Origin of the sequence: Mangrovactinospora gilvigrisea (genome assembly GCF_001879105.1) — a bacterium.
GTDB classification, from domain to species: Bacteria; Actinomycetota; Actinomycetes; order Streptomycetales; family Streptomycetaceae; genus Mangrovactinospora; species Mangrovactinospora gilvigrisea.
The window spans coordinates 1-26,413 of the sequence record NZ_MLCF01000014.1 but is presented as its reverse complement, the minus strand read 5'-3'; the positions used below and the strand labels follow the sequence as shown (position 1 = coordinate 26,413).

The 26,413-nt window shown below is 71.8% G+C and carries 17 protein-coding genes and 1 pseudogene; 9 read left to right on the top strand and 9 right to left on the bottom strand.

The annotated features are described in order from the left end of the window. Positions 1-27: 27 nt before the first annotated feature. The 3 genes and pseudogenes from BIV57_RS04410 to BIV57_RS04400 all read left to right on the top strand — a co-directional run bounded on the left by BIV57_RS04410 (position 28) and on the right by BIV57_RS04400 (position 2,229). Positions 28-915 (top strand): helix-turn-helix transcriptional regulator, encoded by an 888-nt coding sequence (locus tag BIV57_RS04410; RefSeq protein ID WP_071655306.1) that lies wholly within the window; start codon positions 28-30, stop codon positions 913-915. A gap of 110 nt (positions 916-1,025) precedes the next feature. Then, positions 1,026-1,358 (top strand): transposase, encoded by a 333-nt coding sequence (locus BIV57_RS26840; RefSeq protein WP_473234596.1) that lies wholly within the window; start codon positions 1,026-1,028, stop codon positions 1,356-1,358. A 105-nt stretch (positions 1,359-1,463) separates the two neighbouring features. After that, positions 1,464-2,229: pseudogene (locus BIV57_RS04400) on the top strand (transposase family protein). Between the two features lie 26 nt (positions 2,230-2,255). Here the strand turns inward: BIV57_RS04400 and BIV57_RS04395 are convergent. Beyond that, positions 2,256-3,419, bottom strand: a complete 1,164-nt coding sequence (locus tag BIV57_RS04395; protein ID WP_071655305.1) for an alpha/beta hydrolase — start codon at positions 3,417-3,419, stop codon at positions 2,256-2,258. Between the two features lie 75 nt (positions 3,420-3,494). Here BIV57_RS04395 and BIV57_RS04390 point away from each other — a divergent pair, with 75 nt between their 5' ends. Further along, entirely contained in the window at positions 3,495-4,073 is a 579-nt protein-coding gene (locus BIV57_RS04390; protein ID WP_071655304.1) for a TetR/AcrR family transcriptional regulator, read from the top strand. A 385-nt stretch (positions 4,074-4,458) separates the two neighbouring features. Here BIV57_RS04390 and BIV57_RS04385 read toward each other — a convergent pair whose 3' ends face one another. Further along, positions 4,459-5,223 carry an IS5/IS1182 family transposase gene (locus BIV57_RS04385; protein ID WP_071655303.1) on the bottom strand — a complete coding sequence of 255 codons (765 nt, stop codon included), beginning with the start codon at positions 5,221-5,223 and terminating at the stop codon, positions 4,459-4,461. 125 nt (positions 5,224-5,348) lie between these two features. On the opposite strand from BIV57_RS04385, the gene BIV57_RS04380 reads away from it, so the two are divergent. After that, positions 5,349-6,740 carry a transposase gene (locus BIV57_RS04380; protein WP_071655302.1) on the top strand — a complete coding sequence of 464 codons (1,392 nt, stop codon included), beginning with the start codon at positions 5,349-5,351 and terminating at the stop codon, positions 6,738-6,740. 98 nt (positions 6,741-6,838) lie between these two features. Here BIV57_RS04380 and BIV57_RS04375 read toward each other — a convergent pair whose 3' ends face one another. Then, positions 6,839-7,282 carry a hypothetical protein gene (locus BIV57_RS04375; protein WP_139275446.1) on the bottom strand — a complete coding sequence of 148 codons (444 nt, stop codon included), beginning with the start codon at positions 7,280-7,282 and terminating at the stop codon, positions 6,839-6,841. Positions 7,283-7,501: 219 nt separating this feature from the next. Further along, on the bottom strand, positions 7,502-13,840 hold the full coding sequence (locus BIV57_RS26330; RefSeq protein WP_175548661.1) for a LamG-like jellyroll fold domain-containing protein: 6,339 nt from the start codon (positions 13,838-13,840) through the stop codon (positions 7,502-7,504). 234 nt (positions 13,841-14,074) lie between these two features. Here BIV57_RS26330 and BIV57_RS04365 point away from each other — a divergent pair, with 234 nt between their 5' ends. Further along, entirely contained in the window at positions 14,075-14,668 is a 594-nt protein-coding gene (locus tag BIV57_RS04365) for a hypothetical protein (protein ID WP_139275444.1), read from the top strand. A 337-nt stretch (positions 14,669-15,005) separates the two neighbouring features. Here BIV57_RS04365 and BIV57_RS04360 read toward each other — a convergent pair whose 3' ends face one another. Then, positions 15,006-16,922 carry a glycosyltransferase family 2 protein gene (locus BIV57_RS04360; RefSeq protein WP_071655298.1) on the bottom strand — a complete coding sequence of 639 codons (1,917 nt, stop codon included), beginning with the start codon at positions 16,920-16,922 and terminating at the stop codon, positions 15,006-15,008. A 410-nt stretch (positions 16,923-17,332) separates the two neighbouring features. Here BIV57_RS04360 and BIV57_RS04355 point away from each other — a divergent pair, with 410 nt between their 5' ends. Then, positions 17,333-20,098, top strand: coding sequence for a DEAD/DEAH box helicase (locus BIV57_RS04355; protein ID WP_071655297.1), 2,766 nt, complete (start codon positions 17,333-17,335; stop codon positions 20,096-20,098). Between the two features lie 35 nt (positions 20,099-20,133). Next, positions 20,134-20,820, top strand: a complete 687-nt coding sequence (locus tag BIV57_RS04350) for a hypothetical protein (protein ID WP_079169998.1) — start codon at positions 20,134-20,136, stop codon at positions 20,818-20,820. A 299-nt stretch (positions 20,821-21,119) separates the two neighbouring features. On the opposite strand, the gene BIV57_RS04345 is transcribed toward BIV57_RS04350, so the two are convergent. After that, a complete protein-coding gene (locus tag BIV57_RS04345; RefSeq protein ID WP_265736977.1) occupies positions 21,120-22,436 on the bottom strand; it encodes an MFS transporter in 1,317 nt (438 codons plus the stop codon). A 361-nt stretch (positions 22,437-22,797) separates the two neighbouring features. On the opposite strand from BIV57_RS04345, the gene BIV57_RS04340 reads away from it, so the two are divergent. Further along, positions 22,798-23,319 carry a phosphotransferase-like protein gene (locus BIV57_RS04340; RefSeq protein WP_071655295.1) on the top strand — a complete coding sequence of 174 codons (522 nt, stop codon included), beginning with the start codon at positions 22,798-22,800 and terminating at the stop codon, positions 23,317-23,319. A gap of 338 nt (positions 23,320-23,657) precedes the next feature. Here the strand turns inward: BIV57_RS04340 and BIV57_RS04335 are convergent, their stop codons facing one another. The 3 genes from BIV57_RS04335 to BIV57_RS25795 form a co-directional block, all read right to left on the bottom strand. Continuing rightward, positions 23,658-24,131: a dirigent protein gene (locus tag BIV57_RS04335; RefSeq protein ID WP_217651685.1), complete on the bottom strand. Its 474-nt coding sequence runs from the start codon at positions 24,129-24,131 to the stop codon at positions 23,658-23,660. A 539-nt stretch (positions 24,132-24,670) separates the two neighbouring features. After that, on the bottom strand, positions 24,671-25,558 hold the full coding sequence (locus BIV57_RS04330) for a phosphotransferase enzyme family protein (protein ID WP_175548659.1): 888 nt from the start codon (positions 25,556-25,558) through the stop codon (positions 24,671-24,673). 50 nt (positions 25,559-25,608) lie between these two features. Then, positions 25,609-25,989, bottom strand: coding sequence for a hypothetical protein (locus tag BIV57_RS25795; RefSeq protein ID WP_245797421.1), 381 nt, complete (start codon positions 25,987-25,989; stop codon positions 25,609-25,611). Positions 25,990-26,413 lie beyond the last annotated feature (424 nt).

The window sequence follows — 26,413 nt, the reverse complement described above, 5'->3', positions numbered from 1 at the left end:
CCGGGGCGCGGGCCGTAGGGTCAAGGGGTGGACAACCGCCAGGAGGTCCGCGAGTTCCTCACCTCGCGGCGCGCCCGCATCACCCCCGCACAGGCCGGGCTGCCCGCGGGCACCCGCCGCCGCGTGCCGGGGCTGCGGCGCAGCGAGGTCGCGGCCCTGGCGGACCTGAGCGTGGAGTACTACGCCAAGCTCGAGCGCGGCAGCCTCGCCGGCGCCTCGCCCGGCGTCCTGGAGGCCCTCGCCCGTGCGCTGCACCTCAACGACGCCGAGCGCGCACATCTGTCCCACCTGGCGCAGGCCGCCACGGGGAGCGACGCCCTGGTCCGCCCGCGCCGCCGCGCCGGGCCCAAGGCGCCGGCCCTGCACCACAGCCTGCAGTGGGTGCTCGATGCGGTCACCGAAGGGCCCGCCTTCGTCGGCAACGGCCGCGCGGACCTGCTGGCCGCCAACCGGCTCGCCCGCGCCCTGTACAGCGACGTGTACGCCTTCGACCCGCGGCGGCCCAACTTCGCCCGGTTCGCCTTCCTCTCCCCCGCCGCGCGCACCCTGTACCCCGACTGGGAGTTGTTCGCCGACATGCAGGTGGACAATCTGCGCACCGAGGCCGGCCGCAATCCGCACGACGAGGGCCTGCAGGACCTGGTCGGCGAGCTGTGCACGTGCAGCGAGTCCTTCCGCATCCGCTGGGGCGCGCACAACGTGCGCCGCCACGGCACCGGAACCAAGACCTTCCACCACCCGGCGGTGGGCGAACTCGTCCTGGCCTACGAGGGGATGCGGCTGGCCGCGAATCCGGACCTGAGCCTGACCATCTACACCGCCCAGCCCGACTCGCCCACCCACGAGCGCCTGCGCCTGCTGGCCTCCTGGGCAGCCACCCAGGAGGCCGCCCCGGCCCCCCTCCCCGAAGGCTGACACCCGCCCCCTTGACTCTGTCGGGGATCTTGGTGTTTCTCGGTGCGGCAGCATGGTCAGCGGGCATGCTCGGGTAGTTCCGCCGACTGACGTACCTGTCGAGGTGTCCGTTGTCCCTGCGCCCCCGTTCCGGTGAGCACGTTCCGCCTCTGACTGCGCAGGTCGCGCGGGCGAGTAATCCAGGCGGCACGACGGCGATATGGGTACGCGACCGGCTGGACGGGCTGTGGTGCGACGAGGACTTCGCCGACTGGTACCCGCGGGACGGGCGTCCTGGTCTCTCGCCTGCTCAGCTGGCCACCGTCTGTGTGCTGCAGTTCCTGCTCGGCCTGTCGGACCGGCAGGCCGCCGAGGCGGTCCGCTGCCGCATCGACTTCAAGTACGCCATGGCCATGGAGCTGGACGATTCCGGCTTCCACCACAGTGAGGCTTTGCCAACTTGAAGTTGCAGGTCAGCAGTCGTAACTGACGCTCCATCGGTAGCACAGAGGACCCTGTGGTAGATCGGTGTCAACCACGATCACCGTCACTACCCTCAGGGGCCTCGCATGCTGGTGTACCCCTCCGGGCTGGACCTGTCCAGTTCCGCCCTGCGCTTCCTCGCCCGCGAACTCGGCCGACACCGGGTCGTGCGCCGCACCCGCTGGCGGCGGCTGACCACCGGCCGCCAGGCCCTGCTGGTGCTCGCCCATCTGCGCTGCGGCCACACCTACGCCCAGCTCGCGGCGGGCTTTCGGATCGGAGTGAGCACCGTCTACCGCTACATACGCGAGGCCGTCGACGTGCTCGCCGCCCGCGCCGCCACCCTCGCGGAGGCGGTCATCACGGCAGCCGCAAAGCTGCACGTGATCCTCGACGGCACCCCTGCTGCCGATCGACCGCATCAAAGCCGACCGGCCCTTCTACTCCGGAAAGCACCGCAAGCACGGGATGAACGTGCAGGTCCTCGCCGATCCGATCGGGCGCCTGATCTGGGCCTCCCCGGCCCTTCCCAGGGCGGTGCACGACATTAAGGCCGCCCGCACCCATGGTCTCCTCGACGCGCTGACCGACGCGAAGGTGACCGTCTTCGCCGACAAGGGCTACCGCGGCGCCCGCGGCACCATCCGCACCCCGATCTGGGGCCGCGGCCTGCCGCGGGGCCCGAGGCTGGTCAACATCACCCACGCCAAGATCCGCGCGGCCGGCGAACGCGCCATCGCCACCTTGAAGACCTGGCGGCTGCTGCGGAAGCTGCGGTGCAGCACCACCCGCATCACCGCCCTCGTCCAGGCCATCCTGACGCTGCATCACGCCATCTCAGCGGCAGGATGAAAAACGTTCATTGCCTGCATAGCGGATCACCTGGATCCGGAGCCGTGCTGGTGTGGGTGAGGGTCGGGTTTCCGTGCCCGCACCTTTGCGGCGAACTCCTCGATGCCGTCGATGAGCGCCTCGAAGCGGAAGGAGTGGAAGAGGTCGAAGGCGTGGTGCCCGCCGGGGAGTTCGGCGTAGACCACGGGCGCGGTAGAGGCGGTGCGCAGAGCGGTCACCAGCGCCCGGGGGTTGTCGGTCGGCACCAGCTCGTCAAGGTCGCCGTGCGCGATCAGGAACGGGGGCGCGTCCGGGCGGACGAGGTTGACCGGGGAGGTGGCCGGGTCCCCGTCGAAATACTCCCCAAGGTAGCCGTTGAGCACGACGGCGGCGGTCACCGAGGTGTCGGCCTGCTCGAACCCGGGTTGGAAGCGCGGCTCGTCGGGGGTGAGGGCGGCGAGCGACGCGAGATGGCCCCCGGCAGAGCTGCCGGAGACGAACACCCCGGCCGCGGGGTCCGCGCCGTACTCGGCGGCGTGCTCGCGCGCCCAGGCGATGACCTTCTTGGCGTCGATCAGGTGGTCGGGGTGGGAGAAGGCCGGCCGCAGCCGGTAGTTGGCGCTGATGCAGACCCAGCCCCGGCTCGCCAGGCGGTAGAGCAGCGGCAGCGACTGGGTGTTCTTGCGGCCCTGGTCGTAGTGGCCGCCATGAAAGTGGATCAGGACGGGGCCGCCCTGGGGTCGGGCGCGGTGGTGGTAGACGTCGAGGAGGTTGCGGGGGCCTTCGTCGCCGAAGGCGAGGTCGCCCACCCGTCGGACGTCGGCGCGGCGGCGGAGGATGGGCCGCAGCAGGATCCGCGCCAGCGGCGGGCGCCGGCGGGTGCCCGCGCCGGGGCCGAACGCCTCCTGCAGGGCGAGCGCAACGGCGGGCGCGGCACGTATGCCGCGCCGGGCGATCAGGACGAAGGCGGCGGCCGGGAGCACGGCCGCCGCCACGACCACCCGGTCGGCGGGGGTGGCGATGTCGCCCTCCGCGAACGCCAGGGCCGTCGCTGCCGCCAGCGCGTAGAGGGCGAGGAACGGCACCTCGTTGAAGACCAGGCCGAGCCGGTAGGCCAGGGCGAACAGCGGCTTCGGCCCGCGGATGCGCACCAGGCAGCACACCGCGATCAGCGCGGCCAGCACCACCGTCACCAGGTATCCCACAGCCACCAAAACCACTCCCGTTCGCCCCTCGAGCCAAAACCACCACCCTTGTGGTACCACGGATGGGGTACTTTTGGATATGTGAATCAGGAAAGACGTGAACGCCTGGGCGATGCGGCCATCGACGTCCTGGCGCGCTCCGGCAGCCGCGGCCTGACCCACCGGGCCGTCGATGCCGCGGCGGACGTGCCGGTCGGCACCACCAAGAACTACTTCCCCACCCGGGACGCCCTGCTGCGGACCGGGACGCATCGGATCATCGAGCTGTACGCGGCGATCCCCCGCCCCGTCCCCGTCGACCGGGACGGCCTGGCCGCCCTGCTGCAGCTCATGCTGGAGCATGCCCAGGGCCCCGGCCGGGTGCGGGTGCTGGCCCTCCTGGAACTGCAGCGCGAGGCGACCCGCACCGGATGGCTGTCCGAACCCCTCGACGCCTTCGCCGCGGCCGACTTCGCCTACTTCGAACACGCCCAACGCGGCGCCGGTCTCCCGGTGACCCCCACCCGCGCCGCCACCGTCACCATGGCGCTGCACGCCGCCCTCCCCCACCTGGTCGCCGACGCGCCGACCGCCCGCACCGCGGCCGGCCTCGACGACCTGCATGCCTACGTCACCGGCCTCCTGGAGACGGTCTACGGCCCGCCGCAGCGGGACAGATGATCCTGCATCGCTGGTCCGCTCCCGTCGGGACGAGCGGCTCAGCCTTGGCGCGCCAGGGCTACCTGAAGAACGGCTGCCGACCCCGCTCGGCGGAGCAGGCGCGCAGCCACGGCCATCGTCCAGTCGGAATCGACGAGGTCGTCAACCAGCAGCACCGGCCCCGGACTCGCACCGATCTCCTCCACCAGGCCCGGACCCGGGACGATTGCGCCCCACAACCGACCCAGCCACCGTGCACGGTTGCCCCCCCCGGCGCACCAGGTCCGACCGCGGACAGCTCAGGCGCGATCGGCACCGAGGTGACGGTCCCCGTGGGTGCCACCGGCTACAGCGCCTTCGGGACCAGCGGGACAACGGCAACGACCAGATCGGCAATGAACCTTTTTCATCCTGCGGTTGACGTGCTGTGATGCAGCGTCAGGATGGCTTGGGCGATGGTGGTGATGCGGGTGGTGCTGCACCGCAGCTTTCGCAGCAGGCGCCAGGTCTTGAGTGTGACGTTGGCCCGTTCGCCGGCCGTGCGGATCTTGGCGTGGGTGATGTTGACCAGCTTCGGGCCGCGGGGCAGGCCGCGGCCCCGGATCGGGATGCGGATGGTGCCGCGGGCGCCGCGGTAGCCCTTGTCGGCGAAGACCATCGCTCCGGCTCGGGTGAGTGCGTCGATGATCCCGTGGGTGCGGGCCGCGCGGATGTCGTGGACCGCGCCGGGCAGGGCTGGTGAGGCCCAGAGAAGCCGGCCGACAGGGTCGGCGATGACGTGGATGTTCATGCCGTGTTTGCGGTGTTTTCCGGAGGAGAAGGGCCGGTCGGCTTTGATGCGGTCGATGGGAAGCAGGGTGCCGTCCAGGATCACGTGGGCCTTGGCCCCGGCCTGGGCGGCGGCGGTGGCCAGGTCGGGGGCGAGCGCGGCCAACAGGTCCACGGCCTCGGGTATGTAGCGGTAGACGTTGGCGACGCCGATCTGGAACCCGGCCGCGAGCTGGGCGTAGGTGTGCCCGCATCGCAGGTGGGCGAGTACGAGGAGAGCCTGGCGTCCGCTCGTCAGCCGCCGCCAGCGGGTGCGGCGGACGATCCGGTGCCGGCCGAGTTCGCGGGCGAGGTAGCGCAGGGCGGAACTGGACAGGTCGAGTCCCGACGGGTAGACCAACATGTGGAGCCCCTGATGGCAGACGGTTGATCGTGGTTGACAACTCGTCTATCGCAGGGGCTTCGTCATGCCTGATGGGGCATCATCCGGGATGCTGGCCAGGGGCTTCAGGTTGGAAAAGGCTCAGTGTGCTGGCAGATTTCCGCGACCGTCTCGCCGAAGACGACCGTGCCGACCGTCTCCTCGACCTTGCCTTGGCCCGGCTCAAGGAGGCCGGGCTGGTGCGCGAGCGCACCACGCAGCGCACCGACTCCACCCACGTCCTGGCCTCTGTGCGCGACCTGACCCGCCTGGAGCTGATCACCGAGGCCGTCCGCGCCTTACTTGAAGAAGTTGCCGGCACATCCCCGCACCTGCTGGACGAGTTGGTCGATGAGGACTGGGGACGCCGCTACGGCAGGCCCGTCCGCCTGGGCAAGAACCCCACCAAGCCCATGACCAGGATCCTCGCCGCCGGGAACGATGCCGCCCGGCTCCTGGAACATCTCCACCAGCACGGAGCAGACCGCGCGTTCGGTCCTCGTGCCCAGGCTCTGCGGCAGATCATGGTGCAGAACTACCACCGTGACCAGGCAGGCCGCCTGCGCTGGCGCACCGCCGAGAAGGAGGGCGGCCCCGGACTGCCGCCCTCGTCCCGGGCGATCGTCTCGCCCTACGACACCACGGCCCGCTACGCGAGGCACGGGCACATCATCAGCTGGAAGGGGTTCTCCGCCCATCTGACCGAGACCTGCACTGCTGACGCTCCCAACGTGATCACGGACGTGGCCACCACCGCGGCCACCACCCACGACAGCCAGGTCCTGCCCGGCATCCACACCCGCCTGGCCCGCCGCGGCCTGCTGCCCGCCGAGCACCTGGTCGACGCCGGCTACACCTCCCTGCCCCACCTGCACCAGGCCACCCGGAAACACCAGATCACCGTCTCGGGACCGCTGAAGAGCAACCCCACCCGTCAGTACCGCCGAAACGAGGGCTTTGCCCGGGACGACTTCCACATTGACTATGACCAACAGCAGGTCACCTGCCCGAAGGGGCAGGTCAGCGCGGGCTGGCACGGCCCCTATCCGACATCCTCACCCACCGCGGCCCCGCTGATCATCGCCCGGTTCACCAAGAGCCAGTGCCGCCCCTGCCCATCCAGAAAGCAGTGCACCAGCACTGCCGACGACGCCCGCAGCGTGGGTTTTCCCCCGCGAGAGCTCCGCGACCTGCAACTTCGGGTCCGTGCCGAGCAGCAGACACCCGAGTGGAAGGCACGTTACGCGGTCCGTTCCGGGGTCGAGGGCACGGTCAACGAGTTCGCCCACGGACACGGCATGCGGCGCTGCCGCTACCGAGGACACGGGAAGGCCCACGTCCAGCACGTCCTGACAGCCATCGCCGTCAACATCGAGCGCCTCAGCGGTCGGTCACCGGCTGAGGGAACCCCTATGGCCCGGCGGCCGACCGCCTTCCAGAGCTACCTCGACTACCGCGGGATACACCGGCCGAAGTCCTGGCGCACCCTGGGCACCTGACCTCCGGACACCAAGATCCCCGACAGAGTCAAGCTTAGCCACAGGGGGTGAGTACGGACCGACCCTGTGGCGCGCCTCCGGATACGCACGCCTCGCTGCTATCGCCGCCGTGCGCCCCACAACAACACCAGGCCTGCCAGCACAAGCACCGCGGCGGCAGGTGCCCCGCCGACCAGAAAGCCGATACCCGGGGCGAGCGCGAATCCGGCGAACTCCAGCGAGACCGCCTGCGGCGCGCTCCAGCTGCGGGAGAACCGTGCCGCAATCACCAACTCCGCGACCCCGAACACCAACAACACCAGCCCGAACGCCGCGACCTCAGCCGGGCTGACGTCGCCGTGACCCGGTCGAATGCCGGCAACGATCCCACCCAATCCGGCGAGGGCGAGGACCGCACCGATGGGTGTGAAGATCGCGCCGCAGATGAACAGGGAAGTACGGGCCGAGGCGCCGAAGAGCCCGGACCCGCCGCGCTCCTCCGGCGGGACGAAGCGGCCGACCGACCGCTCCTTGGGGCCGCTCCCGCGCCCGTCCTCCATCACGATGCCCTTCCTCACGAATCGCCCCGGCCGGCCGCCCGTCGGACAGCCGGTCCCGAGCCCGGACACTGTCGCCGCCCGCTGATGGCATCCATCCGACCCATCAGCCCACCAAGGCGACAGCCGCAGGTCAGCCTACGTTCCGGAGGGCCCCACCGGAGGTGGCGTCGCACACATCGGCCTCCTCGTGACCGCCCGTAGGGGTCGGCCCGGCGCTGGGCCCTACCGGCTCAGCCAGCCGATAAGAGCTGAGCCTGCGGTCGACAGGGCCAGGGCGAACTCCTTTTCCGCCGCCCCCAGGAGCCCGGCATCGTCGAAGACCGCGCCAAGCGGGCTCCCAAGCCCGCCTGCGGCCAGGCCGGCGACGCCGAACCACTCGGCTTTCTTGTCCCCGGCTGCCGCATACAGCAAAGTTGCGGCCTCGCCTTCGACGGTGGAGATGGACCCGAGAGTAGTGAAGGCAACAAGGTCGAAGAACGGAATGGGGAGCGTGCCGAGGGCGGCAAAGCCGGTGAGGGTGCTCTCGTGGCTGAGGAAGTCCGCCCAGTCCTTCAGGTGCTTCTTGGTAGTGAGGAAGTGCCACAACTGGCGCAGCTCGCTGGAGATGGAGGCTTGGCCGTTGAGGTCGAGGCGGTTGATCGGGTCGGCGTTGGCGTAGAGGTAGGTGCTGGTGGCGCCGTTGGGTTTCGGGTCGGTTTGCAGGAAGCGGCCGAGGGCCGGGTTGTACAGGCGCACACCCATCAGCAGCAGGCCGGTGGGGGTGTCGGTTTGGCGCTGGTGGGCGCCGAGGTAGCCGTAGCGGGGCGGGTGGGTGGTGGGGGTGCGGGGCAGGCCGTACTCGGTGGTTTCACGGTAGGTGCTCAGTTGGTGGGCCTCGGCCTGCAGGGTGGCGGTGGTGTCGCCGTGCAGGGAGGCGAGATGGAGCACGAGGCGGCCGCTGCTGGAGGCGGTCAGGGCGAGCGCCCCGGTGAGGTCGGTGAGGTTTCTGGTGGTCGTGCCGTCCAGTTCTTCCACCCAGCTGGGGGAGTCACCGGTGCCGGCGTAGTGGTTGGTCTGGGTGCGTCCGGGCTGGGCGGTGTCGGTGCGGTGGGCCAGGCGCCGGGCGGGATCGAGGCGGTAGGTGATGGTGCGGCCGGCCTGGCGCTGGGTGTGGATGAGGTCGTTGAGGTAGTAGCCGAGGGTGAGGTCGGCGGCGCCGGGGGATCCTGCGCCGGGGGTGGTGGCGGCGGGCAGCAGGGTGGTGCGGCCGAAGGCGTCGTAGGCCAGGCCGGCGTCCGCGCCCTGGGGCAGGAGTCGGTCGGCGGCGTCGTAGGTGTGCAGGCGAGAGGAGCCGGCTGCCGCGGGGTGGCCGTGCGCCGTCGGTGCTGCGGTGGTGGTCGCGGTGCGGTTGGAGTTGGGGTCGAAGCTGTAGGTGCGGGCGGTCGTCGGTCGGCCGGGAGTGGTGGTGTCGGTGTCCAGGACGGTCTGCAGGCGTCCGATGTGGTCGTAGCGGAGGATCTGGGCGGAGTCGCGGGAGGCGGTCCGGCAGACCCTTCCCAGGCCGTCGTAGCCGCGGGTGAAGCCCAGCAGGAGATTGGCGTCGCGGGCGTAGCGCAGGGCGACGGCGTGCCCGGCCTCGTCGCTGCGGGTGGTCGCGTGAATGCCGCCGGGGTAGGTCTGGGCGGTGAGCTTGCCGTCGGGGTCGTAGGCGCCGGTGAACGGGCCGTCGACGCCGGTATCGGCAACACGCGTGGTGAGGTTGCGGTGCTCGCCCTCGCCGGACCAGGTCCGGGTGCGGGTGCCGTGCGGGTCGGTGACCTCGACCGGGTGCCCGTCGGCGTCGTAGACGGTCGTGGTGGTGGCTCCGTCGGCGTCGGTGTAGGAGGTTGGGCGGCCGAAGTCGTCGTAGCCGCGGCTGATGGTGGTGGTGACCTTGTCGGCGGTGGTGGAGGTGGCGGTCACGCGGCCGGTGGCCGGGTCGTAGTCGGTGGTGACCGCCGGGAGGGGTTCGCCGATGGTGGAGGTCGCCTCGACCTTGGTGATGCGCCAGGTGTGCGGGTCGTAGGTGGTCGTGGTGGTGCGGGTCTGGGTGTGTCCGGCGGCGTCGGTGACGGTGTCCCGGACCTCGATCGGGGCGCCCCAGACGGTGTAGGACTTGATCCACCGGGTCGGCAGATGGGGAAGTCCAGGAGTGTCCGGCTGGCCGGAGCGGAAGGACTTGCACAGCTGGCCGCCCCAGGCGGGCCTGTTCCCGGTGTCCGGGTCGGAGCTGTCGGCCTGGCCGTAGTAGCTGGTGCGGGCGGTGTGCGGGTCCTTGGAGTCGGCGACCGGGCCGCTGGCGTTGGCGGCGGGCAGGGTGGCTGCGGACCTTAGCCCGGCGGGGGTGAAGGTGATGGTGGTCGCCAGGTGCAGCCCGTCGGGGTCGCTGGTAGTCACCAGGGGGGTGCGCATGGCCCAGCCGGAGTGGTCGCTGCCCAGGGTGTAGGCGCGGCTGCTTTCCTGGACGTCGCCGATCGCGGGCAGGCCGATGCCGCTGCCGGCATCGGGCAGGACGGCGATCTCGGCGTCCGACAGGGCGCGGTCGTAGATGCGGACGTCGGCGACCGATCCGTGCAGGTGGTTCCCGAACGCGCCGTCGCTTTGGGAGCGTCCGATCTCCAGGCCGCCGTCGGCCTGGGGGTGCGGGACGGCTGCCGGGGCGCTGCCCGCGTGGTGGCCGTCGACGTAGAGCGTGACGGTGTGGGTGGCGGCGTCGTAGACGCCGACCAGGTGCGTCCAGGTCGCGGTGAGGGCGGGGTGCTCGGAGGTCGCGAGCTCACCGCTGGGGTCGCCGAACTGCCAGCGGTCGGTGTCCTTGGCGTAGCGCAGCACGAACACGCTGGTGCTGGTGCCGGATTGGGCCGCGACGGTCTGGTAGGCGTCCTGGGGGGCGGCGGTGTTGGTCTTGACCCAGGCGGCGACCGAGTACGAGCCGCTGCCGGTGATGGCCGGGCCGAGGGTGGTGATGCGGCCGTCCTGGCCGTCCAGGACGGCACAGCCGCCGCGGTCGGTGGACCAGGTCACCGTTCCGCCGGTGGTGCCGGTGTTGGCGCCGAGGGTGTCGGCGGCGCTCGTGCCGTGGCCGTCGTTCAGCCGCCACCAGCCGGTGGGCGGGGTCAGGTTGGCCGGCACCGCGTCCTTGACGGTGCGGATCGGCAGGTGCAGGCGGCCGCCGCCGGGGTGGCCGTCCTCGGTGCCGGTGTCGTAGCTGGTGTGGGTGTGCTCGCGGGCCCACACGGCCGGCTCCCCCGGTGCGGGTGCTTGCGGCAGGAGGCGGATCTCGCCGGGGTTCAGCAGCCGGTCGTAGGTGCGGACGTCGCTGATCGCGCCGGTGAAGCCGAGGCCGGCGTGGCGGGCGCCGCCAATCGTCAGGCGCCCTGCTTCTGTTGGCCGCTCGGGGCGTGCATGCCCGACGCTCCCCAGGCGCCCGTCGACATAGATCTGCATCTGGCCGGAGGCGGCGTTGTAGGTGGCGACCAGGCTGGTCCAGGTGCCGACCTGGGCGGGAGCCGTCGCGATCGCGCATGCGGCGTCGTCGCCGCCGACCACACACCACGTCCACCTGCCGCGCTCCGCCGAGTAGCCGAGGGCCAGGCGGTCCCGCCCCAGGTCGGCTTGGCTGAGGACGGCCCCGTCCCGCTCTGCGCCATCCAGGCGCGCCCAGACGGTGAGGGTGAAGTCCCGTGCGGTGTCGACCGGTTCGGCATCCACGGTGACCGTCGCCTCCGGGCCACCGGGGAAGAGCGCGACGGTGCCGCGCACAGCGTCGTCTTGCCAGGCGACGTCAGGATCGACGGCTCCGGGATGGCCCTGCCCGGAGGCGTCGTAGGCGATGCTGCCGCCGCCCTCGTTCAGGATCCATCGGCCGGTCAGGCCGGGCGCCGGGGCTGGGCCGGGGTGGGCGTCGTAGACCGGGTGGGCCGGTCCGTAGGAGTCCAGGTGCTCCTTGCCGTCGGCGCTGTAGTAGTGCCGGGTGTCGATCCGCGTCGCGGTTCCCTGCGAGCCGTCCGGGTCTTGGCGCAGTGCCCGGTAGTGGTTGTTGGCGCTCAGCGTCCGCACCTTGTTGCCGAGCGCCTTCGCGTCGTACTCGGTGGTGGTGATGCGCCAGCCGGGTTCGATCTCGGCTGCGGTGTCGGGGTCGGCGGTGCCGCCCCAGGCCGCGGTGTTGACGGCGCGGCCGTTGACGTCGATGCCGGTGATCGCCGCCCAGCTGAACTCCTCCGGGGTGATGTCGCTCGGATGGGTGCTGGCTGGGTTGTGGCCAGGTGGGAAGACCGCCGAGACGTCGGTGGGGATGTCCTTTTGCGCCCAGCGCGCCACCGAGGCCGCGGACAGGTCCGGCAGGCCCGGGCCGGATAGCGGCAGGCCGTAGACGACGGCGGTGGACTCCGAGGTGCCGCCGTGCTCCGCGTCGTGGGTGCGGACCACCTTCGTCAGCCGCGCATGCGCGGGGGGCGCTGCTTCCAGTGCGTTGTGGGTGGGCGGACCATCGGCATTCCACGTGTCAGCCGGGTCTTGGGGATCGGGTGTGTAGTGCAGGTGCCAGGGCGCCTCGCCGGGCGGGGTCACGGTTTCCAGGCGGCCGTCCGCATCGTAGGTGTAGGCGGTGGCCAGATTGGTGCGGGGATCGGTGGCCTTGACCAGCCGGCCGTGTGTGTCGTCGTAGGCGTACTCGGCGACCGGCATCAGGATGGGTGCGGGGGCGGCCCCGCCGGAGCCGTTGTCCTGGTGCTTGTAGGACACGCGCGTGCAGCGCTTGCCGCCGGGCAGGTCCTCGTAGTGGAACACCAGGGCGCGGCAGCCGGCCATGAAGCTTCCGGGAGTGCACAGGCCGCCGTTCGGGTTGGCGGCGTCCACCTCGGTGGGCCAGCCTGTCGCCGCATCGTAGGTGACCTGGGACAGGCGTGCCGCGGACGCATCGGGGGCGGCGAGAGTGACGCGCAGCGGCAGAAAGTAGGCGGGAACCTTCCACCCGCCGTGCCCCACCCCGGACCCGCGACGGGTGAAGGTGACGGAGTTTCCCGCACGGTCGGTGAGGGCGTAGGTGCGCTGGCCGTCGAACTCCAGCGTCAGGTGCATCGCGGCGGCGTCCGAGACGCCCTTGTAGGTCGCCGGGCCGGTCATGGTCCCGGATTCCTGGACGAACGGCAGCATGCTGCCGCCTTCTTCACGGATCTCGACGGCTCCCGGCCCGGTGTCGACCAGCGCCTGATAGTCCGCCCCAGCGCCGGGAACCTTGATGATCGAGCGCCAGCCGGGACCGAACAGCCCCGACTCCTCGCTGTCGGGGTCGGAGGAGACGAACGTGCGTGACAGTCCCATCCCCCCGCTGTGGCTGCCGATGCTCACGTCCGCGTCGGTGACCTCGAATGCTCCGGTCAGCAGGCTGACGCGGCCGGGATCCAGCTTGGCGATGGCGTGCGAGTCGGCCAGTCCGAACCGGTCCAGCGTCACCTCCACCGCAGCGGTGGCTCCTGGAGACGCGGCGGCCGGTGCGACCAGGTCGCTGATCTGCGCAGGTGTGAGTGCGCGGTTGAAGGCCCGCACGTCGCTGAGCGATCCGTCGGCCCAGTTGCCGACCTGGTCGCTGACGAAGCCGTGTCCCATCGTCAGCGGTCCGGAGGCGAATCCGGTGCCGGTGAACACCGCGGTCTGCCGGGCGACGCCGTCGAGGTAGAGCGTCATCTCGTTGGTGCCGACGTCGTAGACGCCCGCGACGTGCGTCCACCGGTTGGCCTGGAACGGGGCCCGCACGCTCACCGAGCCCGGGACCGAATCGGCCAACGGGCGGGAGAAGACGAACTCGCCGCCGGACCAGTACTCCAGATAGAACGCCGAGACGTGGCGCCCCGGCTGGATGAGGAACGTGTGGATGCCCTGCTTGCCGGCGGCGGCCTTGACCCATCCCGCGACGGTGAAGCTGCCGGTGGTGTCCACCGCTGGGCCGCTCGTCGCGATTTCACCGTTCGTGCCGTTGAACACCACGGATCCGCCGTGCTCGCTGGACCAGGTCACCGACGGGGACAGGACACCGTTGTTGCCGGCCACCCAGTCGTTGGCGATCCGCCCGGTGTCCTCGTTCAGGAGCCACTGACCGTCCGCAGCCGGAACAGGAGCCGGGCCGTCGTCGGTGAAAAACCGCGCCCGCACCTGGATCTGACCGTCCGAGGGAACCGTGCGCACCGCATCCCAGGCGAACGTCGGGCTCACCACGCCGCCCGCGGCAGCCTCCGTCGAGGCATCCGCTGCAGGCGCCGGTTCCACGGGGGCGGGCCACTGCGCCGGGCGCGGCGTCAGGTCCTCGGGCGGAATCTGGATCCATCCCGAGTCGGCGTCGGTGGTATAGCGGCGCCACTGGAAATCTACCGTCCGCCACTCCCCCGCGGTCGCCTCCGCCGCCAGCTGGATCCGCTTTTCCGAGTAGCGCTGATACGTATCCGGATGCGTCAGACGCAGATCCTTGGAGTTGCTGTCCGACACACCCGGAACTGCTGACTGCTCGACCGACATGAAGCCGTTCCCCTCCCGCACCAACTCGTCCACCGGCAACAGAGTTTGAGGCCGTTCACACAGGCTACCCAGAGGATATTCAGAGAAACGCGCGGCGATCTCGACGCATCCGGCAAATGTGCGCATCGCACCAGGCGAGGGCGTCCGAAGACCGCGCCCTGCCCAACCCGAGATTGGAACTAATGCGCCCCGGGGCGCGTAAACAACCATTGCGCCGCGAGGGGCGCGCGAGGTGGCGGAGGTTCCTGGCGGGCGCGAAGGAAATCAATGGAGCAGACCGTGCACCATACCTGCGATAACCATTTCTTCATATCAATCTCGCACTCCAGACCCGACGCTCACGGCGGCCCGAAGCTTCCGCTAGATTGGCGAAAACAGGCGCAGATACCGGCTGTTCCCGACGAGGGGCGGCACGACCCGCCTGCCCGAATGAGTTGGAACATCTCCACGCCCGGAAGGCGCCGCGTGAACGACTCGACCCCGGCCGGCCTTGCCGCACAAGCCCGCGACCGCATCCGCGCGATCGGGCCCGGCACCGCAGATCGCTCGCGGGACGGCTGCTACCGCCACCCCGCCGAGGTCGCCGCCACGCTCCAGGCCCTGCACGGGCTCGCGGCCGAACTCCCGCGCATCAGCACCGACGGTTGGGCCTTCCTGAAGGAAGAGGACGTGCGGGGCCGTCTCGCGATCGCGGGGCGGTCCGTCGATCTCGATGAGCACCTGCAGCGCTGCGAAGCGCGCCTGGAGGAGGTCCGTGCCGGCGCCGAGCAGTTGGCCGGCGCCCTGGCCCGTGCACGCTCACAGCTGTCATGCCTCGTCATCCGGCGCGACGAGGAGGACGATGACCTGGCCGAGGGCTAGCGGCTCCCCCGCTGCCGCCGCGGGTGAGCGGCGAGCTGTGCACCGGGGTCGGCCCGAGCCGGAACCGCCGGCGGCACCGGCCCACGTGCCTGGAGCTCTCGGGGTTCTGCGCTGACCGGACGAAGCCACCCACCTTCCTGGGCCGGCGCGTTCCTCCTGCGGCCATACGCGGGCCCCGTCCTGGGCCTGGCGTTCGCACCGTGGCGCTCCGCGCCCGGCCTGCTTCACCCGCGCACGCCGGTGGACCACCCCGCCCGACTCGAGTCCGACATCAGCAGGCCCGCGGCCGCCGGCACCGGACCCTCAAGGCCCGGGTGCCGGCCGCGGCACTGCGGGATCACCGCTTGCCGCCCGACCGCGTCCGCCTCGACGCGCGGTGTGCGAGGTCGTCGGCGAGGCGGCGTCCGATGCCGGCCCGGCACTCCGGCCCCTCCAGCCGCAGCAGGGCCCCGTCGCGCACCACCGCAAAGGCGATCGGGGCATCGCAGGGCGGCAGGGTGACCGCGTGGCGGCCGGTGGGAAGGCCGAGGTCGGCAGGCAGGCGCAGATGCGCGACCTGGCCCTGCGCGAGCAGCTCGGCCTTGAGGGGCGTCGATGCCACAACGACGCCGATGCCGGCCGCGGCGGTGCCGGCCGCCGCGATGTGGGGCAGCGGCAGGGAGCGCCTGCCGCGCGCGGTGTTCGCGGCGGCGGCCGGGAGTGTGTCGGGGCCGAGTCGGCGCTGTCGCTGGTCGATGTCGAGCGCCAGTTGGCCGCCGGCGGTCCAGTACGGCAGGGCCAGGTGCCCGTCGATGAGCGCCGCGCCAGCGGCCGGGCTGCCCGGCGTAGCGGTGCCGCCCATGCGGGCCATCCGGTCCACCCCCAGCAGTTGGAGGTAGGCCCACACGTCGTGGACACCGCGCCGCAGCGGCCGCCCGCCGGCCAGCCGCCGCGGGTCCAGGCGCATGCGCCCGGTTGCGGCCAGCTGCCACCGGCCCGCGGACAGCGGCTGCAGCTGCGGCTGCAGGTCGCCCTCGGGGTACCACCAGTCGCCCCGGTCCCGGTCCTTGATCACCACCTCCGCGTACGCCAGCCGGAAGGGGTCGCGCACCGGCCAGCCCTCCTTCGTCCCCGGCACTCCGGCCAGCAGCGCCGGGTCCAGCCACCACGCCCCGTCCCGCTGCCGCAGCTCCAGCGGCGCGCCGTCGTCATGCAGCAGCCGCACCGTCACCTCGGCGGTCAGACAGCCGTCCTCCCAACCCGGGCGGCCGATCACGGCGTCGGCGCGCAGTCGGCTGACCCGCTCGGCCAGCGCGCGGGCGCCGTCGTAGTCGCCGCGCTGCAGCAGGTCGGCACGCAGGCGTGTCACGGCCGGCAGCCCCTCGCACACGGCGGGCGGGAACTCCAGGGCCAGCTTGCGCGCCGCCTGGAAGCGCGGCCGCTGGACGGACGGCTCCTCCCGCAGGATCTCCGGCTCACGGGCGCGGGAGAGGATCTCGACGTGGTACATCCGGTGCAGCAGGCGGTTCTGCAGGGCGTCGGGGTCGCCGGACGCCAGGGTGCCGTCCGTGATCTGACGGACGATCGTGCGGACATTGGGCCAAAATCCATAGCGCGGGTCGAAGCGGTGCCGGGTGTTGTTGCCGCCGTCGTCGCGCTTCATCCAGTAGTAGCACGGGTAGTCGGCCAGGACGGAGATGCGTTGCGCCTTGAGGTAGGCGGAGACGACGAAGAACATGTCCTCGAAGAACCACGGCCCCTCCGGAAACTGCAGCCCGTGTTCCTGAACAAAGGCGCGCCGGAACATCTTGTGCGGCGTCAGGCTCTGCATCAGTTCGTCGTGGTCGATCGTGCAGGTGTCCACGGTGTGCCGAAACAGGCGCCGGGGTCGGACCATGGTGCTGGACATCTTGCCGACCACCACATCGGAGGCGTTCCTCGTGGCGTGCGCGTACAACCGCTCCAGGGCCTCGCGGCCCAGCAGATCATCGTGGTCGACGAACTGCAGGTACTCGCCCCGCGCGACCTGCATGCCGAGGTTGCGGGGCGCGCCCGGCCAGCCCGAGTTGGGCCGGGTGTGGACCCGCACCTGCGGGTGGACGGCCGCCAACTTCTCCAGCCGGGCCGGCGTGTCGTCGTTGGAGCCGTCGTCGACGTAGATGACTTCGTACTCGTCGGCGGAAAGACTCTGACCCAGCAGCGACGGCGCGCAGGTGTCGATGTAGACGCCGGTGTTATAAACAGGCACGATCACGCTGACTTTGATCCTCGGCACTCCGCAGAGATTAGACGCCAAACAGGAGGAGCGAGCGGACGTCACTCCAACGTGAATTGCAAATCGAACGTGAGCAATGCTCTCGCAGACCCGTTCCCGCGGTTCTGCCCGAAGGTCCGCAACCCGGGTCCCGATACGCCGGTCCCGACTCACGATCACCATCGGCCTGCAGCGGGCCCGTTCACCACTCGGGGGCTGCCGGCGATCCCGCGGCCGCGGGCATCCGGGCCGCGCCTCGAACGGGACCGCGACGGCGGAGAGCGCCCCGGTATGCGGCAGCGCCCCAGGCGGCCGCACCCTGCGCGCCGGTCTCGACCGACCAGGCCCAAGCCGACCCCCCGGGCGTCGCTAATGGGCCCCGGGTCGCCCCGGCCCGCCCAGACAACCCCGAGCACCACCGGGAGCACCACATGAGCGGCCCGCGCCTGCGTCTGCATCCGCATCAGCCGGCCGCTGTCGAGGCGATCGTCCGCGGGCTTGAACTCCCCGCGGACGGGCGGGTCCCGGACTGCGGGCTGCGCGGGCAGCTGGTCTCCGCAACCGGCACCGGAAAGACCATCACCGCTGCCGTGGCCGCCAAGCGCCTGGTTCCCCACGGCATGATCGGGATCATCGTCCCCACGCTCGACCTGATCGCCCAGACGGTGGCCCAGTGGCGGACCGCCGGCCACACCGCGCCCATGGTCGCCGTCTGCTCCCTCGGCGACGACCCGTACCTGGAGCAGCTGGACGTGCGCTGCACCACCCACCCCACCCGCCTCGCTTTGTGGACCGCCGGCGGCGGCCCCCTGGTCGTGATCGCGACCTACGCCAGCCTCGTCGGCCAGGACGACGACGGCGAGGCGGAACTCGGCGTCGCCAGCTCGGAGGATGCCCGTGGCGGTCCCGGGGTGCTGGAGCAGGCGCTGCGCGGCACCTGGGGCCAACGGATGCCGCCGTTCGACTTGTTGATCATCGATGAGGCGCACCGGAGTTCGGGCGACGCCGCGAAGGCCTGGGCGGCCGTCCACGACCAGGACCGGATCCCCGCGAAGCGGCGGCTGTACATGACCGCCACCCCGCGGCTGTGGCAGGCGCCACCCGGCTCCGCCGAGCAGGAGGACGGTCGGGGCCGCGGCGGCCGCCGGGGACGGGGAGCTGCCGTGACGCCCAAGTCCGCGGCTGCCGCCGAGAGCTCGGGTCCGAAGTCGGGTACGCCGGCGGGGCTGGTGGCCTCCATGGATGACGTACGCCTGTTCGGGCCGGTGCTGCACGAACTCGGGCTGATGGAGGCCTGCGAGCGGGGCATCCTGGCAGGGTTCGAGATCGACGTCCTGGAGATCCGCGAATGGGGCGACCCGGGGCCGGATGCGGATCCGGAGCTGGTGCGCGGCCGGCGCCTGGCCGCGCTGCAGGCCGCATTGCTCACGCACGCGGACGCAGTCGGCGCCCGCTCCCTGATGACCTTTCACACCCGCACCCTGGACGCCCTCGCCTTCGCCCGCGCCCTGCCCGAGACCGCCGCCGAACTGCGCGCTACCGACCCGCACACCTACCCCAAGCGGGTCGGCGCCGACTGGCTGTGCGGGGAGCATCCCGCCGCCGAGCGCAGAGAGGTCCTGGCCCGGTTCGCCGACGGCCTGGACGAGGAGGGCTGGGTCGTCGACTTCGGCATCCTGTCCTCCTGCCGGGTCCTGGGCGAGGGTGTCGACATCCGCGGCACACGCGGGGTGGACGGCGTGGTGTTCGCCGACCCGCGCTGCTCTCCGGTGGAGATCGTCCAGATCATCGGCCGCGGCCTGCGGCAGAACCCCGGCGAGGGCAAGGTCGCCCGGCTGATCGTGCCGGTCTTCCTGCATCCCGGGGAGGACCCGGAGGACATGATGGCCTCCTCAAGCTACCGACCAGTAGTAGCTTTGCTTCAAGGTCTCCGGGCGCACGACGAACGAGCGGTCGAATCCATGGTGCTCGCCGCCCGCGGCGCCGGCGGCCAGGCCACCGGCGTCCTCGCCCTGGACCCCAACCGCCCGGAGGAGGAAGACCGGGACGCGGACGACGACGTCGCGTCGGAGGATGCCGCCGCCGAGGCCGAGGAGCAGGACGGCGCGGGTGACGCCGCGGCCGCGGACGACCGGCGCCGGAAAGGGGCCTCCAACCCGGAGATGCGGGTGCGGAAGCCGTCGGAGCCACTGCTGCGCTTCTCCCTGCCCCGCAACCCCGACGTCATCGCCGCCTTCCTGCGCACCCGCGTCCTCTACCCCGACTCCGAGGTCTGGCTGGCCGGCTACAACGCCCTGCGCCACTGGGTCGCCGACCACGGCGACGCACGTGTGCCTCTGGACGCCGTCGTCCCGCTCGGCGCGACGGCCCGGGATGCAGCCGACGTCGACGAGAGCACCACGGAGACGTACGCGCTGGGGGCGTGGGTGAGCGAGCAGCGCCGCGCCTTCAAGCTCGGTGCCCTCAAGGCCTGGCGGGCCGAGCTGCTGGACGAGCTCGGCATGGTCTGGTCGGTCGCCGACACCCGCTTCCACAAGAACCTGGCCGCCGCCCGCGCCTACTACGACGTCCACGGAACGCTGGCGGCGCCCCGGGACGCCGAGGTCGACGGAGTCCGGGTGGGGCACTTTCTGTCGAATCTTCGGCGCACGGGGGCGCTGGCCGGCTACCCGGAGCGGGAGAAGGACCTGAGGGCGATCGACAAGGACTGGAACCCCGGCTGGCCCGCGGACTGGCAGCGCGCCTACGTCTACGTCAAGCAGCTGATCGACGACGGCGAGAAGCTCGAGGTCCTGCTGCCCGGGGTGACCGTCTTCGGCGACGACATCGGCACCTGGATCACCCGCCAGCAACGCCCCGAGGTCTGGGACGCGCTGACGGACCGCCAGCAGGAGCTCCTTGAGGGCCTCGGCATCACCCCGAAGGCCGACGAGCGCGCCGAGACTGGAGACGGCTCCTGGAAGGCGCTCAGCGCCTTCGACAAGGCGCTGGCCGCGCTGCGCCAGTACGTAGAGCGGGAGGGGACAGCGAAGGTCCCCCGCGGGCACGTCGAGCACGTCGTCCTCGCCGACGGCGCCGACCCCGTCGAGATCAGGCTGGGGGTGGCCCTGTCCAACCTCAAATCCCCCGCCCGACGCGCGAAGCTGACCGACCATCAGCGCGCGGCGCTCACCGAGGCCGGCCTGGAGCTGCCATGAACCGCCGCCGCGCTGCGGCCGCCATACTTGCGACCATGGAGGACGGCGCGGGATCCACCGCCCGGCCCGGCCCCGATCCCCGGTACCTCGCGGGATTCCGGCTGCGGATCTTCGAAGCGGCGCGGCTGCTGGGCGGCGATCCGCCGGCACTGCTGGGGCCGCAGGCCTCCGGCTACGCATGGCATCGCTGGGCCGCTACGGCCCGCTTCGCCGTCCGCCGCAGCCTCTACCAGCCGCGGCCGCTGCCCGCAGGCGCGTTCGAGGCCGTGATCGGCGCCGCCGTGCTGGACCCCGACGTCAGCCTCAACCGGATGCTCCTCGAACCCGCGTTGGCCATCGCCGGCACCACGCGGGTCCAGCGCACCCTGCTGGCGAAGCTGGCCGAGGGGACGGATCCGGAGCGGGCCGGCGCCGCGAACGCCTGGTATTGGTCCCACCTGCCCCTCCCGGTGGAGAAGTTCGAGGCATGGCCGCCCGCGCCCGAACCCAACGCCGGAGTTCGCGCCCAGCTGCACCGCCAGTGGCAGGAACAGGCGCTGCACGCGTTCGTCGCCACCACGGACATGCGTGTGCGCCGCTGCCTCCTGCCCGGCCTGGCCCTGCGGCCCGACGCCGTACCGCCGCACCTTCGCGGCGTTGCCGAGCAGGTTCTGCGGATCGCCCGGGGCCACCCCGATGCCTATCTGCGGCACCAGGTCGAGGCGCAGCTCCGGACCGGTTGATCCGCCGCCATACCAACGATCAACCAAACTGATCAGCACGCACTCATCGTGACCCAACCTGAGCAGCACGCACTGAATCTGAACAATCCCCAGGCCACAGCGCTCAAGCCCGAGGCGGTCCGACATCAGGGGCCGCTCATCCGGACGCGCCCGGGGATGTCCGCCCGTACATCGACAGCGTCGGTGGCCGCGCCGGGTCCTGCCCGGCCGGACCGGACCGGGCCGGAATCTCCAGGCGCAGGGGATCACGGTCGGCCCGGTGGCGGCCGCGCTCGGGACCGGCGCCGACGTCCCGGTACTCAGCCGGCCGTGTCGGCTGTCGGCGCCGTCCAGGCCGCCGGGCGCGGGATCGTGCGTATGCCCGCCGTCAGAAACAGCGCAACCGCCACCAGTTGGACCGCCGCGAGCGCGAGGAACGACACTGCGAGGTCCCCGCTTTGCAGCAGCAGGCCTCCCAGCAGCGGCGCCGCGGCCGGGATCGCCCGCACACACACCCAGGCCGCGCTTTGCACGCGGCCCTGCAGGGCGTCGGGCGTCAGGTGCAGGATCCGCGCCGACAGCGCGGTCGAGCCGGCCGGCTGGATGAGGCTTCCCACCCCCAAGACCGCGGCGATGCCGGCGACCGGCACCTGGGCGGCCCCCCACAGCAGTGCGCCGCACCAGGCCAGGCCGGCCGCGGCGGCAGGCTGCCAGGGCCGCAGCCGCCGGTTGACCGACGGCGCCAGCAGCGCGCCCGCCAGCCCGCACCCGGCCATCACCATGGTGACCACCCCCACCACCGCGGCCGGCGTCCCCGACTGAACCCAGTGCAGCTGAAGGGCCATCAGCCCCGAGCCGAACGCCAGGCTGCCGAGCATGTTCGCGGCCACCACGGTGCGGACCACCGGCTCGGCGGCAATGAACCGCAGCCCCGCCAACAGCTCCGCACGCAGGTCACGGGCCCCATCGTCGCGGGCGGGGGCGGACAGCGGGCGGCGGATGCGGGCCAGGGAGATGACCGAGACCAGGAAGCTGGCGGCGTTCGCGAGGAACGGCGCGGCCCGCGCCAGCTGGAACAGGCCGCCGCCCACCGGTCCGCCCAGGAGCGAGGAGGCGTTCATCCGCGCCAGGTTGTTGGCCAGCGCGGTGGGCAGGTCATCGGGGTCGACCAGGGCTTTGATCGACGCCGACTCGGCCGGGTTGAAGAACACCGACGCCACGCCCGTCGCGAACGCGACCGCGATGATCACGCCGATGCCCGCGTCGCCCAGGGCCAGCAGAACGGCCAGGGCCGCGTACAGGACCAGGCCCGCGGCCTCGGCGGCCAGCATCACCCGGCGCCGGTCCAACCGGTCCACCACCACCCCGGCCGGCAGGCCGAACAGCACCTGCCCGACATACAGCGCGGTCCCCACCAACCCCGCCCAGGCGGTCGACCCGGTGACCGCCAACGCGGCGAGCGGAAGGGCGAAATAGCTGGTGGCCGAGCCCAGACTCGACGCGGTCTGGCCCAGCATGAGCCGGCGGTAGTCGCGGTTGCGGGCAAGGAGTCGAAGCGCTTTCGGGCCACGGCGTAACACACGGGCCTCCCGGATCAGCTCGCCCGACCCTAACGGGCCCCTACACGCACCCGCCATGGGCACGACGCCCTGCGTTCGCCACCGGTCCGCGACCGGCCGCGACCGAGCCGAAGGAGCAGGATGACCCAGCGTCACAAGGACGCCGGCGGGCCGGGCATGGGCCCGGACACGCCGCCACCGCGGCCCAAGCGCAGACAGCCTGGAACCGGGCCCCGGACCGAGCTGCCCGGGCCGGCGGCGCTCCGCCGCCCTGGAAGCAGACGCCCGGCACCAGCACCTGCCCAGCGGAGACCGCCGCGGGTTCCGCACCGACACCTTCGCCAACCAGGTCCACCACGACCACATCCACCTCGGATTCTGACCCCCGACCGGCCCCAACCCGACCTCGAAGACACCGCCCGGCGATAACCTCCCGCGCATGCCTGCGAACGCAATCATCCTCACCGGGCCGTCGGGCGTTGGGAAGTCCACCATCGGACGGCGCCTGCAGCAGGTCCTGCCGGGCCCGTGGCTGCTGTACGAGGTCGACCAGTGCTCGCCGCCGATCCCGCCCGGCAGCCTGACGGAGCAGCAGATCGTCGCCGCCAACATCGGAGCCGCCCGCGCCTGGGCCGACACCGGGATCCCCGTAATCGTCGAGATAGCGCTGCTCGGCGAGGAGGACCTTCAGATCGCCCGTTCCGGCCTGCACGGCCACCACGTCTTCGTCGTGGTGCTCGACTGCACCCGGATCGTCCTGGAGGCCCACCTCGCCGCCCGCGGCGTGGCCGGCCCGCCGCCCTCCCACGCCCTGCCCTTCTACCAGCGCACCGCCGGCCGTTGGCCGACAGGCGCCGACCTGCAGCTGTGCGTCGATGGCCTGACACCCGACCAGGCCGCGGCCCGCATCGCCCAGGCCGCCCTTCCATCCGGCGGCACAACCAGCAGCGCCCGCCCGTAAACCACGACGCTCGCCCGCCGGCGTCCTGGTGAACCTGTCCAGCCATCCAACCCACCTGCGCGCCATCCCCGAGAACAAGGCCGCGTTCAGGTGGGGAACTGCGCCGCCGCCTGGAGCACCTGCGCTCCGGGCGGGCGCTGGCCGCGGCGCTGGTGGCCACCGTGGTACTCGCCGCGCTGTCGGCGGAAGGCCTCGACGCTTGCCTGGCACGGCGTCAGGACGCGCTGGTCGAGCTCACCGACGCGCTGCTGCGCCAGGACGGCCCGGTGACCTCCCCGGCGGTGGGGTGCCGCCCCATGTCCGACGATCGGCAGCCATCGGTGCGCGGCGGTGGCGGGTCAGCGCAGGATCTCCATGCGGGCCCGCTCGTTCGGCGTGGCGATGTCCCAGAAGCGCACGGTGCCGCGTGCGGCCTTGAAGTCGCCCGTCCCGCCGGTGATGGCCATGTCGAGCGGGCCCGTTGTGCCGCTCGTCCACAGCGACTGCATCGTCAGCGAGCCCCGCGCGAGCTCCATCGTGAGGACGCACTGGCTGGTCTGCGCACCCCCATCGATGCGGATCACCTGACAGGTCCCGCCGCCGCTTGCGACATCCCGACCGTCCTTGACCCCGATGCCCGAGTAGAGGTAGGTGTCCCCCAGGCTCGGCCCCTTGGATCCAAGGTCCACCTCCTGGTACTGGTCGTTGCGGACCTTGAGGTCGATGACCTCGGCACGCCGCGCTCCCGGCGTGTCGGCAGCCGCGGCGCCACCCGCTCCGACGCCGACGGCGGCGACACCCAGCAGCGCGGCGAGAACCATCGCCCCGGCCACCCGGAGCCCGCTCCGCCGGCCTCCCCGTCGTTCCGCACCCGCCGGCCCACGACCAAAACCCGCCACAGCAACTCCCTCGTCCGCTGTTCTGTCCCTCCGTCAGGAACACCGCAACGCTATGACGTTGCCGCTATGGCGTCGAAGACCAATATTGCTATGTCGCTATGATGCCGGGGCTATCCACCGGCGGCCGGCCCCTTAAAGGCGGTGCCGAGGTGTTGGCGGATGCTGCTCGCCACCGTCCCGGCCGGCCACCGCGACCTCCGCAGTCCGCGGCCGGCGACACCCGCGACAGCCCGCCGCGCCCGACGAGCTCACCGCTCGACCGGTCGCATCCCCTCCACTGGTGGACGCCATGGCAGCGCCAGCCGCCCCCCATCTCCCGGGCCCACCGCGCCATCTCGTCCCGGCCCGGCCGCTCCGCGCCGCACCACGGCCGCACCCGGTCGTCGCTGCGCACCAGCCCACAGATCACGGCGGCGCCTGGACGGGCTGCGGAGTCCCGGTCCCGACCGCCGCGGCGACGGCGCGGGGGGCACTCAGCGCAAGGTGTGCGCCAGAAGGTCGACGAGGTCGCGCTCGTGGTCGATGACGTGCCGGATCCGGGTCCATCGAGCGGCAGGGTTCGCGAATCTGAGGTACCGCATGGCGTGCATGAGTGCGGCGTTGAAGATCTGCTCGGGCGGCGGCAGGATCGTCGCGCGGCTCGCCGCGTATGCGGTGTAGAAGGCGCGAGCGTGCTCGCCGTGCCAGGTCAGGTCTTCGTCGTGGAAGACGCAGATCAGCGGATAGCCCAGATCCAGCGCGATCGGTCCGGCTCCGGCCGCGTCCCAGTCCAGGAGCACCAGTTCGCCGGTGGTGCGCTGCCGGACGTTGCTGAGGTTGACTTCGCCGTGGATCGTCGCCGCGGGTTCGTCGTCAATGAGCCGCACCCTTGGGAGCAGGGCGCGAAAGTCCTCGCAGAACGGGTAGTCGCCCGCCAGCCGGTCCAGTTCGTCCGCCGCGACCGCTACCGGGATCGCAAAAGCCCTCGGCGCGTGCGGCAGAGCGTGCATCCGGGCCAGGAGCGTGCCGAGGCGGCTCCAGGTGCTTTGGTCCGATGCCGGATGGCCGCCGTCGATGTCCTCGTGAACGGTGATCCGGCGGCCCTGGTCGATGGCCCAGAGGCATGCGGTCCGGTCCGGGATGATCGTCGGGACGTGACGGGGCAGGAGGGCTGCGACGCCCGCCTGGACCTGGTCCGATCCCTCCACCATCGTGCCGGGCTCCTGATCGACCTTCACGGCGAAGCTGCCCTGATCGGCCTGGATGCGCTCAACGAAGCGACTGGGAAAGGTCTGCAGGCGTTCCGACACCGTCACGCGCGTCAGGCCCCAGTGCTCCCGCAGCAGGGCCGCACCCGCTCCGCCGTCGCTGAATCCTGTCATCGCTGCCCCCATCGCATTTCTCGGGCCCACGGTCGCCGCGGCGAGGCAAGCTAACACGGCCCCAGAGCAGTATCGAAGCCGATTTCCGGCGGAGGGCAGAGGGTCGGCTGCATTTGGGTCGACGGGTCCGTCCTCGGCTGCCCGGGCACGGTGGTGGCCTCATCGAGGTGTCCGTAGACGGTGGAGCCGGGCACGCCGAACAGGTCGGCGATCTGCTGGGCCGTCTTCTCCCGCGCGTCGTACAGGTGCTGCGCGAGCGCGCCCTGGTCCGCGCTGAGCCTCGGCCGGCGGCCGCCGACGCCGCCGCGGGCCCGGGCTGCGGTGAGCCCGTCGCGGGTGTTCGCGACGATCAGCTCCCGCTGCTCCGCCAGACAGCACGCCCGCCAGTGCGGTCCCGCCGGACGGACCGCCGGCGGCGAGCATCGCCGCACCCGCCAACGGCCCGACGCCGTTGGCGAACCGGACCGCGAGGCTCCACGTAGAACGGTCCACCGACGACGCGCAGTTCGTCGGCCGGCGCCCGCGCGGAACCGCACGCTGACCCGGCGCAGCGGCTTGGGGCTCGGTGGCGGCCCCAACCGCGGTCGATCGAGGGCCTGATCAATGATCACCGTGGGAGTAGCTCCAGCGGTGGTCGAAGCAGCGCGCGGTCCCTTTCGGTGCCGGCCGGGTGCCGCCCCGGGGGTCGGCCGAAGCCCCGGCACCTCACCCCGGCAGAGTGCGCAGGGCGGCGGTGATGCGGTGGAGACAGTCGGGGGTGGCGTCCTGGAGATCGGGCATATCGAGGAGGTGGCGGCACCGGTCGGCGGGCACGGCCCGGCTAAAGCCCAAGGCCATGAAGTTAGGGGCCCGGCG